9 protein-coding genes, 5 tRNA genes, 1 other RNA gene and 1 pseudogene are annotated in these 12,977 nt (G+C 70.2%); 4 read left to right on the top strand and 12 right to left on the bottom strand.

The window, feature by feature from the left end; genetic code table 11:
- Positions 1-10: 10 nt before the first annotated feature.
- The 12 genes and pseudogenes from dnaX to AKJ08_RS20780 form a co-directional block, all read right to left on the bottom strand.
- Positions 11-2,146, bottom strand: coding sequence for a DNA polymerase III subunit gamma/tau (dnaX, locus tag AKJ08_RS18975; RefSeq protein ID WP_157370368.1), 2,136 nt, complete (start codon positions 2,144-2,146; stop codon positions 11-13).
- Positions 2,147-2,320: 174 nt separating this feature from the next.
- Positions 2,321-2,416, bottom strand: an RNA gene (gene ffs / locus AKJ08_RS18220) — signal recognition particle sRNA small type.
- 17 nt (positions 2,417-2,433) lie between these two features.
- Positions 2,434-2,523 (bottom strand) — tRNA-Ser (locus AKJ08_RS00350).
- Positions 2,524-2,588: 65 nt separating this feature from the next.
- Positions 2,589-2,679: transfer RNA gene (locus AKJ08_RS00345), tRNA-Ser, on the bottom strand.
- 4 nt (positions 2,680-2,683) lie between these two features.
- Positions 2,684-3,148 carry a tRNA adenosine(34) deaminase TadA gene (gene tadA / locus AKJ08_RS00340; RefSeq protein ID WP_050724247.1) on the bottom strand — a complete coding sequence of 155 codons (465 nt, stop codon included), beginning with the start codon at positions 3,146-3,148 and terminating at the stop codon, positions 2,684-2,686.
- 6 nt (positions 3,149-3,154) lie between these two features.
- A tRNA-Arg gene (locus AKJ08_RS00335) sits at positions 3,155-3,231 on the bottom strand.
- A 19-nt stretch (positions 3,232-3,250) separates the two neighbouring features.
- Positions 3,251-3,342: transfer RNA gene (locus AKJ08_RS00330), tRNA-Ser, on the bottom strand.
- Positions 3,343-3,397: 55 nt separating this feature from the next.
- Positions 3,398-3,489, bottom strand: a tRNA-Ser gene (locus AKJ08_RS00325).
- A 110-nt stretch (positions 3,490-3,599) separates the two neighbouring features.
- Positions 3,600-4,883: a serine--tRNA ligase gene (gene serS, locus AKJ08_RS00320; protein ID WP_050724246.1), complete on the bottom strand. Its 1,284-nt coding sequence runs from the start codon at positions 4,881-4,883 to the stop codon at positions 3,600-3,602.
- Positions 4,884-4,970: 87 nt separating this feature from the next.
- Positions 4,971-5,513 carry a hypothetical protein gene (locus tag AKJ08_RS00315; RefSeq protein ID WP_050724245.1) on the bottom strand — a complete coding sequence of 181 codons (543 nt, stop codon included), beginning with the start codon at positions 5,511-5,513 and terminating at the stop codon, positions 4,971-4,973.
- A 44-nt stretch (positions 5,514-5,557) separates the two neighbouring features.
- Positions 5,558-8,734, bottom strand: coding sequence for a tetratricopeptide repeat protein (locus tag AKJ08_RS00310; RefSeq protein WP_050724244.1), 3,177 nt, complete (start codon positions 8,732-8,734; stop codon positions 5,558-5,560).
- 261 nt (positions 8,735-8,995) lie between these two features.
- A pseudogene (locus AKJ08_RS20780) lies at positions 8,996-9,094 on the bottom strand (zinc-ribbon domain-containing protein); the annotation flags it as partial.
- Positions 9,095-9,188: 94 nt separating this feature from the next.
- Between AKJ08_RS20780 and AKJ08_RS00305 the strand changes: the two are divergent.
- From AKJ08_RS00305 to hslO, 4 genes are all read left to right on the top strand, one after another.
- The gene (locus tag AKJ08_RS00305) at positions 9,189-10,022 is read left to right on the top strand and encodes a polysaccharide deacetylase family protein (protein ID WP_050724243.1); all 834 of its coding nucleotides are present in this window, start codon (positions 9,189-9,191) and stop codon (positions 10,020-10,022) included.
- A gap of 49 nt (positions 10,023-10,071) precedes the next feature.
- Positions 10,072-10,926 (top strand): lysophospholipid acyltransferase family protein, encoded by an 855-nt coding sequence (locus AKJ08_RS00300; RefSeq protein WP_050724242.1) that lies wholly within the window; start codon positions 10,072-10,074, stop codon positions 10,924-10,926.
- A gap of 4 nt (positions 10,927-10,930) precedes the next feature.
- A complete protein-coding gene (locus AKJ08_RS00295) occupies positions 10,931-11,863 on the top strand; it encodes an SDR family oxidoreductase (protein WP_050724241.1) in 933 nt (310 codons plus the stop codon).
- A gap of 139 nt (positions 11,864-12,002) precedes the next feature.
- Positions 12,003-12,896: an Hsp33 family molecular chaperone HslO gene (hslO, locus tag AKJ08_RS00290; RefSeq protein WP_050724240.1), complete on the top strand. Its 894-nt coding sequence runs from the start codon at positions 12,003-12,005 to the stop codon at positions 12,894-12,896.
- Positions 12,897-12,977 lie beyond the last annotated feature (81 nt).

The raw sequence follows: 12,977 nt of genomic DNA, 5'->3' as shown, positions 1-12,977 counted from the left end.
GCCGCGGAGTCTACCGCTCTTCCAACACGTCGATGCCGTCGATCTCGCCGCCGAAGACGGAAAGCGCGGCCAGCACCGACGGATGCTCCCTCGCCTCGGAGCGGAGACGCCGCGCCCGATCGTCCCGGGACCTCCGATCCTCTTCGGCCACCGACGAACCGGCGTCCTCCGCCGCGTCCTGGAGCCGAAGCCTCGTGGGCCTCCCGAAATACGTGGCGAGGAGCTCCTCGACCGCGCTCCGCGAGGCGGGGCTCTCGAGCTGGGAGCGAAAGAAGGCCTGCTCCCGCGAATAGCCCACCGCCACCTCACCCTCACGGAGCCAGGCGAGCCGCCCCTCCGAGAGGAAGGTGCAAGCCATCGAGTCCTTGCCGCGCAGCCACTCGAGGGCGCGCCTCCACCGCTCGCGGATCCCGAGGGAGGGATCGTCCATTCCTGCGGGCTCGCCGCACTCGTTGGTCGCGCAGCCCCCTGGCGAGGCCTCCGGAGCGAAGATCCGCGAAGGGATCTCCGGAAAATCGGGCGGGAACGGGGTCTCGTTGCCCCGGAAGGCGGGAGCGCGCTGCAGCTCCGCCCCAGCAAAGGGCGGCGGCTCGTCCCCGCGAAACGCACGCTCCGGGCCGGGCGCGAACGGCGGCGGTGAAGGCTCGTCCCAAGCCGCGAACGGCCCCGAAGAGCCGCCTTCGCCCTCGTCGTCGCTGCCGCCCGCAGGAGCGCCGCGTCCCGGCGCCCGTCCGCCCGCCTGCCTCGGCGCCGCACGGGCACGGGCGAGGGCCTCCACCTGGCCGATCAGATCGTCCTCGGGGACAGGAGGAGACGAAGGCCGCCCCATGGGCTGCCGCGAAGGCGCGTGGGGCGTCGGCTGCCTGGCCGCAGGAGGTGCAGGAGATGCAGGAGGCACAGGAGCTGCCGAAGCCGCCGACGGCGCGCCCTGCGATCGGGCCGCTGCAGGAGGGCGAGCCGCCTGCCGGGTGCCGACAGCCTGGGCACTCTGCGAAGGCGCATTCCCCGCCAACCCCGCCGCCACGGCCTCGAGACGCGCGGCCACCGCGGCGAGGCTCTGCGCCGGCGCCATGTGGACCGCCGAGAGCAGCGCCACCTCCAGAGCGAGCCGGGGCTGCGCCGCGAAGGAGAGCTCGCGGATCGAGCCGTGGACCCGATCGAAGAGCCGCGCGAGATGCTCGGGATCGGCCTTCGCCGCCTGCTCCCGCAGCGCCTGCTCCTCGGCGTCCCCGCGATCCGCCGGCGCGCTCCCGACCGCCTTCACGTAGACGAGGTCGCGCAGCTGGAGCGCGAGCTCCTCGCAGAGCCGCTTCGCCTCGATGCCCCTCTCGTAGACCCCGGCGAGGAGCTCGACCATCCGCTTACCGTCGCGATCGAGGAGCGCGTCCGCCACGGCGTGGACCACCGTGCGATCCACGAGCCCGAGCGCCTCCTCGGCGGAGGCGTCGTCGATCTCCATCCCCACCGACGAGAGGAGCTGGTCGAGGAGCGAGAGGGCGTCGCGCATGCCGCCGTCGGCCTGGCGGGCGATGAGCCCGAGGCTGCGGTCGGAGATGGTGATCCCCTCCTCGTCGCAGATCCCGCGGAGCCTGCCGACCATCTTGGCTGCCGGCACCCGGCGGAAGTTGTGCCGCTGGACCCGCGAGAGGATCGTCTCCGGCAGCTTCTGGGGGTCGGTGGTCGCGAAGATGAACTTCACGTGGGGAGGAGGCTCCTCCAGCGTCTTCAGCAGGGCGTTGAACGCCGCCACCGAGAGCATGTGGACCTCGTCGATGATGAAGACCTTGTGGCGATCCCGCTGCGGCAGGTAGCGCGCGGCCTCCCGAAGCTCGCGAACGCTGTCGACGCCGTTGTTCGACGCGCCGTCGATCTCCACCACGTCCACGGAGGAGCCGGCGACGATCTCCCTGCAGGGGACGCAGGTGCCGCAGGGCTGGGCGGTGGGGCCGCTCTCGCAGTTGAGCGCCCGGGCGAGGAGCCTAGCCGTGGTGGTCTTGCCGACGCCCCGGGGCCCGCAGAGGAGGAAGGCGTGGGCCAGCCGGCCCTGGGCGATGGCGTTGGCCAGCGTCCGGACGACGTGCTCCTGGCCCGTGACGTCGCCGAACGCCTGGGGCCGCCACTTGCGGGCGAGGACGAGGTAGCTCACGGGGCGGGCCTCCTTGCGGAATCGAGCCCGTGGTGTAGCCCTTCCCTTGCGAAAACGAAAGGGCGCACGAAGGCGCCCTTAAAAGACGAAAGCGGGAGAGGATCCATTTGGATCCTCTCCCGCTCTCGAGAACTCGCACGCCGGACCTTCAGGCCCGGGGGACGTCCAGATGGTGATAGCCGGGCACCCCGAGTACACGCGAAGGTACGCTACCGTTGCTCCCTTCCGGGCCTGGCGGGTTTCACGTCCCCGCGTTACCCGGACCCGGCTATCGCAATCCACGAAACTGGCGGAGAGGGAGGGATTCGAACCCTCGGTACCGTTTCCAGTACACACGCTTTCCAGGCGTGCACCTTCAACCGCTCGGTCACCTCTCCCAATTCTGCCGGCGCGGCTCGGGCCGCACCTTTTCGATTCTAGCGCCCGGTTTCCCGGGAAAAACTGGCGGAGAGAGAGGGATTCGAACCCCCGGTACCGTTACCGGTACACCTGATTTCGAGTCAGGCGCCTTCGACCAGCTCGGCCATCTCTCCGAAACTACCGCGCCGCCGCACGCTTGCGGCGGAAGAACTCCGTGAGGAGGGTCCCGGCCTCGACGGCCCTCACCCCGCTCACCACCTCCACCCGGTGATTCAGCCGCCGGTCGGTACAGAGCTCGTAGAGAGACCCTACCGCGCCGGCCTTGGGGTCGCTCGCGCCGTACACGAGGCGATCGACCCTGGCGTTCACCACCGCCCCTGCGCACATCGCGCAGGGCTCCAGGGTCACGTAGAGGGTGACCCCCGTCAGCCGCCACCGGCCCAGCGTCCGCGATGCCTCGCGGATCGCCTCGAGCTCGGCGTGCGCCAGCGGGTCGGCCCTCCGTTCCCTGGCGTTTCGTCCCGTCCCGACGACCTGGCCTTCGAAGACGGCGACGGCTCCCACTGGAACCTCGTCTTCTTCTGCGGCCTTTCTCGCCTCGATTAGTGCAAGTTCGAGAAAGTGGTCATCGGTGGGGGACATGATACTTGGCGGGCCCTGCAGGATTCGAACCTGCGGCCTTCGGATTCGTAGTCCGACGCTCTATCCAGCTGAGCTAAGGGCCCGTTTTCTTCCTTCACTTCTTGGCGGAGAGAGAGGGATTCGAACCCTCGATACAGTTTGACCCGTATGCCGGTTTAGCAAACCGGTGCCTTCAGCCTCTCGGCCATCTCTCCGAATACGATGGGCATTCCTACCATCCACCCGTCGGTACTGCTATTCACTTTTCGTTGGCGGAGGAGGAAGGATTCGAACCTTCGGGACGCCTTTCAGCGCCCAGCGGTTTTCAAGACCGCCGCCATAAACCGCTCGGCCACTCCTCCAGTCGGCGACTCGCCCGGCTTGCGCCGTTCGGGAGCCGCTGGAAGCATCCAGCGTGGGCGCGGTCTCTAGCATGGCCTTTTGCGGATGGGCAAGCGAAAATGACGATTCTTTATCGAATCTCCTTCAGGCCGCCCATGTAGGGCCAGAGCGCCTCTGGGATCGCGATGCTGCCGTCCGCGCGCTGCCCCTGCTCGAGGATCGCGACCAGGGTGCGGCCGATGGCCAGGCCCGAGCCGTTGATGGTGTGCGCGAGCCGCGGCTTCTCGCCCGGCGCCGGGCGGTACTTGATCGAGGCGCGGCGGGCCTGGAAGTCCTCGAAGTTCGAGCACGAGGAGATCTCACGGTAGGCGCCCTGCCCCGGCAGCCAGACCTCGAGGTCGTAGGTCTTCGCCGAGCCGAAGCCGAGATCCCCGGCGCAGAGCGCGATCACCCGGTAATGGAGCCCGAGCCTCTTCAGGACCTCCTCCGCGTCTGCGGTTAGGCCCTCGAGCTCCTCGTAGGAGCGCTCGGGCTCCACGATCTTCACGAGCTCCACCTTGTGGAACTGGTGCTGGCGGATGAGACCCTTGGTGTCACGACCGTAGCTCCCTGCCTCGCGGCGGAAGGACGGCGTGAACGCGCAGTTCCGGATCGGGAGGGTGCCCGGCTCCTGGATCTCCTCGCGGTAGAGGTTGGTGACGGGCACCTCTGCCGTGGGGATGAGGTAGCGCACGTCCTGCGGATCCGCCTCGGCGGTCTTGAACGCGTCCTCCTCGAACTTGGGGAGCTGGCCGGTCCCCACCATTGACGCGCGGTTCACGAGGTAGGGAGGGAGCACCTCCTGGTAGCCCCGCGAGGTGTGCAGATCGAGCATGAACGAGACGAGCGCCCGCTCCAACCGCGCGCCGGCGTTGCGAAGGACGACGAAGCGGGCGCCGGAGATCTTCGCGGCCCGGTCGAAGTCCAGGATCCCCAGGGAGACGCCGAGCTCGTCGTGGGTCTTCGGCGTGAAGTCCAGGGTCGGCTTCTCGCCCCAGGTCCGGACGACCTGGTTGTCGGCCTCGGTCTTCCCGTCCGGAGTGGTCTCGGCGGGGAGGTTCGGGATGAAGAGGAGGGCCTGCTCGATCTCGGCCTCGACGCCGCCGAGCTCCTCCTGAAGCGCCTTGATCCGCCCGGAGAGCTCCTTCAGCTCCGCCCGAGCCCCGGCCATCGCCTCGGGGCCCTCCTTGGCGAGGGCCTTCATGCCCTCATTGGCGGCGTTCTGCCTCTGGCGCAGTGCCTCGGACTCCTGGAGCAAACGGAGGCGCTCGGCGCCGAGCCGCTTGATCGGAGTGAGATCGATGCTTCCCCCGCGCCGGGCGAGCTTCGCGGCAACCTCGTCGAAGTTGGCGAGCACGTATTTGAGATCGAGCATAGGGGGCGGAATCTAGGTGGACGTCGCACCGCCGTCAACGACGTCGCGTTCCGCGCGGAGACGCTCCCGTTCCAGGAAATCCGCCTCTTAGTCCGCCCACTCCGGCGGATCCTCGCCTTCCACCGCCTCCTCGAAGGACTCGCCCCCGCGCACGCCGTAGTAGATCCACGCCTCGGCGTCCGGGTCGTAGACCTTGTCCTCGTAGTCGACCGCGTCGATCCGCGAGAGCGCCGCCTCCAGCGCGGCGATGACCCTGGGCCAGTCCGGGCGCTTGGCCTCGTCGCCGCCCAGCATCGGGCCGTCGCTGCCCGCGAAGAGGTAGGCCTCGGTCACCTGGCCGTCGAAGCCGCAGAGGAGCAACGGGTAGGTGTAGGCCTCGCTGGCCGCCTCCGTCCGATACGGGGGCGCACCGGCGCAGGCCTGCAGCTTCCCGCGAAGCTCCGACATCGAGAGCTCGACCGGACCGATCGGACGGCCGAGGATCGACACCTGCAGATCCACGTCGGCGAGCAGGAACGCGTATCCGTCCGACTCGAGCGCCCTCGGAGGCGGGGCCCTCCCATCGACCGCAGCGCTCCGCGCCGCTCGCAGCGTCGCCTCGGCATCTGTCCGGCGCTCCTTGAACCCCATGTGTCCGCTCCTCGAGTCGCGAGTGGTCGATATAGCAGAGTCGATCAGAGCCGGAGGGTGGCGATCTCGTCCTCGATCTCGGCTCGATCGTCCGCCTTCGGAGACTTCTCCAGGTAGGTCTTGAACGCTCCGATCGCTTCGCCCAGCCGGTTCTTCTCCTTGTAGGCGAAGCCCAGGTAGCGCCACGCGTTCGAATCGTCCGGATCCTCCTTCAGGGCGCGCTGGAACTGGGCGATCGCCTCGCTGCTCTTGCCTTCCTCCTGGTAGGCGCGCGCCAGCTTGAACGCGATCCCCTTGGCGTCGGGCTGCTTCGCCGCCTGCAGGTACGCGGCGATCGCGTTCGGGAACCGGCGCATCCGCATGTAGCCGTCGCCGATGGGGACGTGCAGGCGGGTTCGAGCGGGATCCGCCGCGAGGGCCGATTCCAGGCTCTTCACGGCGTCGGCGGTGCCGCCGAGGGCGAGGAGCACCCGGCCCGCGCCCTCGAGGGCGTCCGCGCTGCGGGGCGCAAGGCCAAGGGCCTTCCGATAGGCGGCGAGGGCCTCGGTCGGGTTCGCCGCTGCCTCGAACGCCGCCCCGAGCTCGAGCGCCCACGCGGGTCTCTTGGGCTCGATGGCGACGGCCCGCCGGATCGCGTCGACTGCGGCGGCGCCCTCCCCCCGCGCCCGGAGGATCCGGGAGCGGAGCGCCCACGCCCCGGCGCTGGACTCGTCCGAGGTGAGGGCCGCTTCGACCTCCTCCATGGCCGGGTCGAGCTCGCCCGCGTCCAGCCGGAGCGTGGCCAGCCCGATGCGGATCCGCGGGCTCTTCGGGTCCAGCGCCTTGGCCTTCTCGAGCGCCTCGACGGCCCCGTTCGCGTCGCCCTTTCGCGCGAGCAGCGAGCCTGCGCCGAGGTGACCTGCGATCGAGGAGTCGTCGATCGATGTCGCCGTCTGGTAGGCCGCGAGGGCCCCTTCGAGGTCGCCGAGCTTCTCGAGCACCCGGCCCTTGCCCTCGAGGGCCTCCACGTCGGACGCGTCGAGCCGCAGGGCCTCGTCGAAGGCCTGGACCGCGGACTTCGCGTCGCCCTGTGCGAGCCGGAGCTCGCCGAGCGCCGTCTTGATCCGGTGGCTCTGCGGCGCCTTCTCCTCCGCCCGGGCCAGGGCGGCCTTTGCCTGATCGAGCTTTCCCGCCTCCCGCTCCGCACGGGCCAGGGCGAGGAGCGCCTCGATGCCGTCAGGCTCGAGCTCAACGGCCCGTTCGAACGATCGGACGGCCTCGGCTTCGTTGCCCGCCTTCGCCTGGACCAGGCCCTGGAGATACCAGCTCCTCGACTGGTCGCCCTTCTTCTCGATGAGCGCCCGCACCAGCCCATCCGCGTCGATCATCTTGCCCAGAGCGAGGTAGGCGACCACCGAGGTCTCCACCAGGGAGGGATCGCCGCGGACCTCGGCAGCAGGGAGGAGCTCGATCACCTCCGCGTTGCGATGCCGAGAGAGAAGGAAGCCTGCGAGGGCGCGGCGCACGTCGGCCGACTTCGCGTCCAGCGCGAGAGCCCGGCGAAAGGCCGCCTCTGCCTCCGCCGGCTTGCGGGTCCTTGCGAGCACGTCGCCGAAGAGGAGCTCGGCCTTCGAGCGATCGCGCGGCCCGAGCCCCTCGGCGGCGTCCTTCTCCAGGCCACGGGAGAGCTGCCGGACCGCCTCGTCCAGCTCGCCCTTCGAGAGGGCGATCCGCGCGAGCTCCACCGCCGACGACGCGTGCCGCGGATCCGCCTCGAGGGCCGCCTCGAAGCGCGTCGCCGCCGCGGACGGGTCGCCGCTGCGGAGCTTCAGCAGGCCGAGGCCATGGAGGGCGAGGGGGGACTTGGGCGAGACCCCGAGGAGCTGGAGCAGCCAGGCCTCGGCGGCCTCCGGCTTGCCGGCGAGCATGGAGCCTTCTGCGAGGAGGGCGAGGAGGTCGCGGTCGCCGGGCCGGCGCGTCAACTCCTGCTCGAGGCGCGAGAGCTGCGCGTTCGGCTCGCCGGCGGCGAACGACGCGGCGGCCACCGCCTCGAGCCATCCTGGCCGCGAGACATCCGCGGACGCGATCTTCGAGCGGGCCTGGGCCGCCGTCGGGGAGTCGGCGCCGAAGTGGTGCTGCAGGACGATGGCCACCCGGGCCTGCATCGCGTGGGCGAGGCCGTCCTCGGGCTCGTTGTCGAGCTGGCTCTCGGCGAGGAGGAGCGCCTTCTTCGCCGCGGCGAAGTGATCGCGATCGAGCTCCGCCGCCACCTGGGAGACGAGGGGCGCGGAAGCCGTTGCCGTAGCATTCGCACCGTCGCCGAGGAGGAGGTAGCCCGTCACGGCTGCCACCGCGAGGACCGCCGCGCCGGAGCCAGCGAGGATCAGCGTCCGCCGCCCGATGGGGCGAATCGGCGCGCGCTTCGGCTTCTTGGTTCGCTTGGGGCCTGGTGCGTCCGCCGATCGGGCGACCCTGGGAGGAGGCGGAGCGCCTGCCGGGATCAAGGGAGGCGGGGCGATCGGGGCTCGATCGACCGGAGGCGCGGCGGGGACGCTGCTCGACGGAGCCGGGATCGCCTTCGGTGGCGTCTCGCCCCCGAGGAACGAGAGGATGTCCGGCTCGTCACCACTCTCGTGGGGCGCCGAGAAGGGCAGGTCCGAGCCGAAAGAGGGATGCGCCGCAGCAGGACCGCCCGTGGCGAACGCGGGCGGCGGCGTGAGATCGAAGCCGGAGGGGTCGAAGGACGGCAGATCGTCGCGATCGACCGGCGGAGGCGGAGAATCGCCGCTCGCCGTTCCGAAGAGGCCCGAGACGGGGTCGTCGACGCCTGGCGGCGGAGGCCGGATCCCCGGCGGCCCGACGGGCGAAGGGTCGAGGTCGAACTCGCCGAACGCCGGTGGCGGAGCGCCGAACGGATCCGCCGGCGGTGGCCCGAAATCGAATTCGCTCGTCGCCGGAGGTCGAGACCCGAATGGATCTCCGGGCGGCGGGGCGAAGTCGAACTCGTTCGTCGCGGGAACGGAGGAGCCGAACGGGTTCGCGGACGGAGGTCCGAAGTCGAACTCGCTCGTCGGCGGAGGCGGCGCACCGAACGGCGGCGGAGGTCCGAAGTCGAACTCGCTCGTCGGGGAAGGCGGTTCACCGAACGGCGGCGGAGGTCCGAAGTCGAACTCGCTCGTCGGCGACGGCGATACGCCGAACGGAGGCGTGCGAGGCGCTGCCGGAAATCCGGGGAGAGGCACCGCGCCGGCCGCGCCCCTTCCCGGCGAGCCCGGAAGAGGTACGGCACCAGGCGCCCCGGTGGCCGGAGAGCCCGGAAGTGGAACCGCCCCTGCCGCGCCGATGCCCGGCGTCGCCGGAGAACCCGGAAGAGGAACCGCGCCGGCCCCGTTCCCGCCCGCCGCCGGAGCGCCCGGGAGGGGCACGGGCCCAGCCGGTCCAACCGCGCCAGCCGCTCCTCGGGGGCCCGGTGCGCCACCGCCCGGATGGCTGACCCGGAAGACGGCTCCGCACTCGGGGCACTTCAACTGCATGCCGCCCGCCGGGACACGCCCCCCATCGATCGAAAACGTGGCCTTGCAGCCTGGACAACCAACTCTCATCGTGGCCCCGGGAAATTTCGGCGAGGCTACCACGCGGAAAACGTCAGGCAAGAAGTGCCACGGCCGCCGATCGCCGCTCGACTAGGATTCCCGGATGCGCAAGCTCGCGTGCATCTCGATCGACCTCGAGGGCTTCCCGTCCCTGTGCAGGCGCGGGGGGATCGACGAGCGACGCCTTCCGCCCGCCGGGGTGACGGCGGTGGGCGTGAGGGCTCCCGAGCGCTTCTGTGAGCTCCTCGATCGGCAGGGCGTGCACGCCACGTTCTTCGCGAACGCGGACGATCTCCACGATGACGCTTCCGCGCTCGCCGTCGCAGGGGCCGCACGCCTCGGGCACGAGATCGCCGCCCTCTTCCTCCCGGCCGACGAGCGCACGAGAGCCGCCATCGGCGGCGCCGTCACGAGGATCGGCGAGGTCGCAGGCCGACGCCCGTTGGGCTTCCGGCTCCTCGAATGGCCGATCTCGGCGGCGCTGCTGGAGATCCTCGAAGACCAGGGCCTGCTCTACGACGCGAGCGCGCCGTTCCCCGGCTTCCTCGCCCAGCCCCGGACGCCCTACCGCCCGAACCCCCGTGCTCCCGCCCAGACCGGAAGCGCCAAGCTCGTCGAGCTGCCGACGTCGACCATCCCCTTCCTCCGGCGGCGCCTCGACGGAGGCCTCTTCGTCACCCTGCCGAGACCCGCGATGGCCGCGCTCTACCGCTCGCTCCGGAAGAGGACATTCCTCGGGATCCGCCTCCAGGGGGCCGACCTCCTGGATGAGAACGACGGCCTGGGCCGCGAGCTCGCCCGCAAGCGACGGGCGCTCTCCCTCTCCTCCGCGACCAAGCGGCATCGCCTGGGCGAGCTCGTCGCGTGGCTCCAGCACGACTTCGAGGTCGTGACCCTCGAGGAGGCTGCCCTCCGCCTCGCGCCGTCGCTGGGTTGATCTGGTTTTCGGCTTTGCGCCGCCGGTCCCGCGCTCCTACGATGGTGGAATGTCCGCGGGGATCGGCCAGGCCCTCCAGGATGGCCTGAAAAACCTCACTTTCAAGCTCGGTGGCGAGGAGACGGAGCGCAAGCTGAAGGCGCTGGCCCGCCGCTCGAACGAGTACGGCGTCGATCCCTTCGGGATGGATCTCGACTACGTCCTCGCCGCGGTGGGGCCCCTCCTCTGGCTCTACAAGAACTATTTCCGGGTTCGGACCTACGGCCTCGAGAAGGTGCCGAGGGGGCGGGTGCTCCTCGTCTCCAACCACTCCGGCCAGCTCCCGATCGACGGGGCGATGATCGGGACCGCGCTCCTGGCGGAGGCGAACCGCCCGCGGGCCATCCGCTCCATGGTGGAGAAGTGGGTCCCCACCCTCCCCTACGTCTCGGTGTTCATGGCGCGGTGCGGGCAGGTGGTGGGGACGCCGCAGAACTGCATCCGCCTGCTGGAGAACGACGAGGCGATCCTCGTCTTTCCCGAGGGCACCCGCGGGGTCAACAAGCTCTTCTCGAAGCGCTACCAGCTCGCGGAGTTCGGCCAGGGCTTCATGCGACTCGCCCTCGAGACCGGCAGCCCCATCGTCCCCGTGGCGGTGATCGGCGCGGAGGAGCAGGCCCCGGCCCTCTTCGATCTCAAGCCGGCCGCCAGGCTCCTCCGGATGCCCGCCTTCCCGATCACGCCGACGATCGTGCCGATTCCGCTTCCGGTCCGGTACCACATCCACTTCGGCGATCCGATGCGGTTCACCGGGCGCCCCGACGACGACGACGACGAGCTCTCACGCAAAGTGAAGCAGGTTCGGTCCGTGATCCAGACGATGGTCAACGAAGGGATCCGTGCCCGCAAGCACGTGTTCTGGTGAGCGCATGGCCTCGAACTCTCCAGCCGTCGCGATCACCGGGATCTCCGGGAACCTCGGGCGCTCGCTCGCGAAGCAGCTCCACGGGAAGGAGCGGGTCGTGGGCATCGACCGCCGTCCCTTTCCCGGACGCCCCAAGGATCTCGACGTCCACCACGTGGACATCCGCAAGCGCAAGGCGGAGGACCTCTTCCGAAAGGGCCGGATCCACGCGCTGATCCACATGGGGATCTCCCACGACCCGCGGATGAGCGCGGAGGAGCTCCACCACTTCAACGTCCTCGGCACCGCCAAGGCCCTCGAATATTGCGCCCGCCACGGCGTTCGGAAGCTGGTCGTCCTCTCGTCGGCCAACGTCTACGGCCCGCACCCGGACAACACCAACTTCCTCACGGAGGACGCGCCGCTCATGGCGGCCGCGCGCTTCGGCGAGATCCGCGACCTCGTGGAGGTCGACATCCTCGCCCAATCCTTCATCTGGAAGCACCCGGAGGTGGAGACCGTGATCGTTCGGCCGGTCCACATCGTGGGACCGACCATCCGGAACGCGGCCACCCGATACCTCCGGCTGAAGCACCCCTGGGTGCTGATGGGCTTCGATCCGATGGTCCAGCTCATCCACATGGAGGACGTCTGCAGGGCCATGGTGCTCGCCCTCACGCCGGGTGTCCGAGGCGTATACAACGTGGTGGGCCCCGGCGAGGTGCCGCTCTCCGCCGCCCTCTCGGAGCTGGGCCGGTCGCCCTTGCCGGTCCCCCACATCCTCGCCCGGTCCTTCCTGCGGCGCCTCTTCCAGCTCCGCCTCTCCGACTTCCCGCCCGGCGAGCTCGATTACATCCAGTTCCTCTGCACGATCGACGGCAGCCGGTTCGCCAAGGAGCACGGCTGGAAGCCGGAGTACGGCCTGCGCGAGACCATCCGGAGCCTGGCAGCCGAGTGATCATCTCGCTTGGCCCCCCGCCGCCTGCGAGCCGGAGGCGAGCAGACGAAAAGAGGCGCGATCGCGCACGCGAAGCCGAAGAAATCGCCCCTGCGATGCGGGGATGATTTCTTTGCACGCTCTGAGTAGGCTTCGCGCCATGTCCCGCGACCACATCGTCCGCGCGCTCCTCCCCGAGCACGACCTCAGGGTCCTCGTCGCCTTCGCCACCGGCGTGTCCCAGCACGCCGCTTCGATCCATCGCTGCGAGCCCACGGCCGCCATGGTGCTCTCCCAGATCCTCACAGGCGCGGCCCTCGTGGGCGGCCTGGGCAAGGGCGAGCAGCGCGTCACGCTCCAGCTCGAAGGAAATGGGCCGCTGAAGGGGATGTTCGCCGAGGGGTCGGCGGAAGGAAACCTGCGGGCCTACGTGCGCGCCGAGCGGGTCGACTTCCCCGGTCGCGATCCGTCCAATCTCGAGTACTCGATCGGCCCCGAGGGCTACGTCTCGGTGCTGCGCGAGCTCCCCACGGGCGAGTTCTACCGCGGCTCCGTGGGCCTCGACTTCCAGCGGCTGGATCGCAACCTCGAGCGCTACTTCGAGGCCTCGGACCAGGTGCCGACCGCGGTCGCGATCGAGGTCGAGGCGGATGAGGCGCGGATGCCGTCCCGTGCCGTCGGCCTCCTCGTACAGCGCCTGCCCGGCGGCGACGACGCCGCGCTGGCGACCATCGTCGAGAGGCTCCGCGACGGAGCCCTGCGCCGCGAGCTCGGGCGCACCGATCGCGGCGGGACCCAGCTCGCCCTGCCGGTGCTGGAGGGCTTCGGACCGCTCGACGTGCTGGAGGACATCCCCCTCTCCTACCGCTGCACCTGCTCCAGGGAGCGGGCCGAGCGTGGCGTGATCGCGGCCGGCGAGGACGAGATCCTCTCGATGGTGGCCACCGACAAGGGAGCCGAGCTCTCCTGCGAGTTCTGCAAGACGGTCTACCGCTTCACCGCCGAGGAGCTCCTCGGCCTCCTGGATTCGATGAGGCCCGGCGGAGAGGGCTGAGGCTCGGGGGGCCTCGCCACGAGGAAATCCGAATCCCCGAACGACGAGAGCGCCCCGGGGGGCGCTCTCGTTCACGTCAAC

This window comes from Vulgatibacter incomptus, assembly GCF_001263175.1.
Lineage (GTDB): Bacteria > Myxococcota > Myxococcia > Myxococcales > Vulgatibacteraceae > Vulgatibacter > Vulgatibacter incomptus.
Note: the sequence above shows the minus strand (reverse complement) of the source record. Positions and strands in the feature narration are given on the sequence as shown.

Excerpts from the sequence above, each read along its gene's own strand:
- tadA (WP_050724247.1), bottom strand. The coding sequence starts at position 3,148 with ATGTCCCCCACCGATGACCACTTTCTCGAACTTGCACTAATCGAGGCG.
- serS (WP_050724246.1), bottom strand. The coding sequence starts at position 4,883 with ATGCTCGATCTCAAATACGTGCTCGCCAACTTCGACGAGGTTGCCGCG.
- AKJ08_RS00315 (WP_050724245.1), bottom strand. The coding sequence starts at position 5,513 with ATGGGGTTCAAGGAGCGCCGGACAGATGCCGAGGCGACGCTGCGAGCG.
- AKJ08_RS00305 (WP_050724243.1), top strand. The coding sequence starts at position 9,189 with ATGCGCAAGCTCGCGTGCATCTCGATCGACCTCGAGGGCTTCCCGTCC.
- AKJ08_RS00300 (WP_050724242.1), top strand. The coding sequence starts at position 10,072 with ATGTCCGCGGGGATCGGCCAGGCCCTCCAGGATGGCCTGAAAAACCTC.
- AKJ08_RS00295 (WP_050724241.1), top strand. The coding sequence starts at position 10,931 with ATGGCCTCGAACTCTCCAGCCGTCGCGATCACCGGGATCTCCGGGAAC.
- hslO (WP_050724240.1), top strand. The coding sequence starts at position 12,003 with ATGTCCCGCGACCACATCGTCCGCGCGCTCCTCCCCGAGCACGACCTC.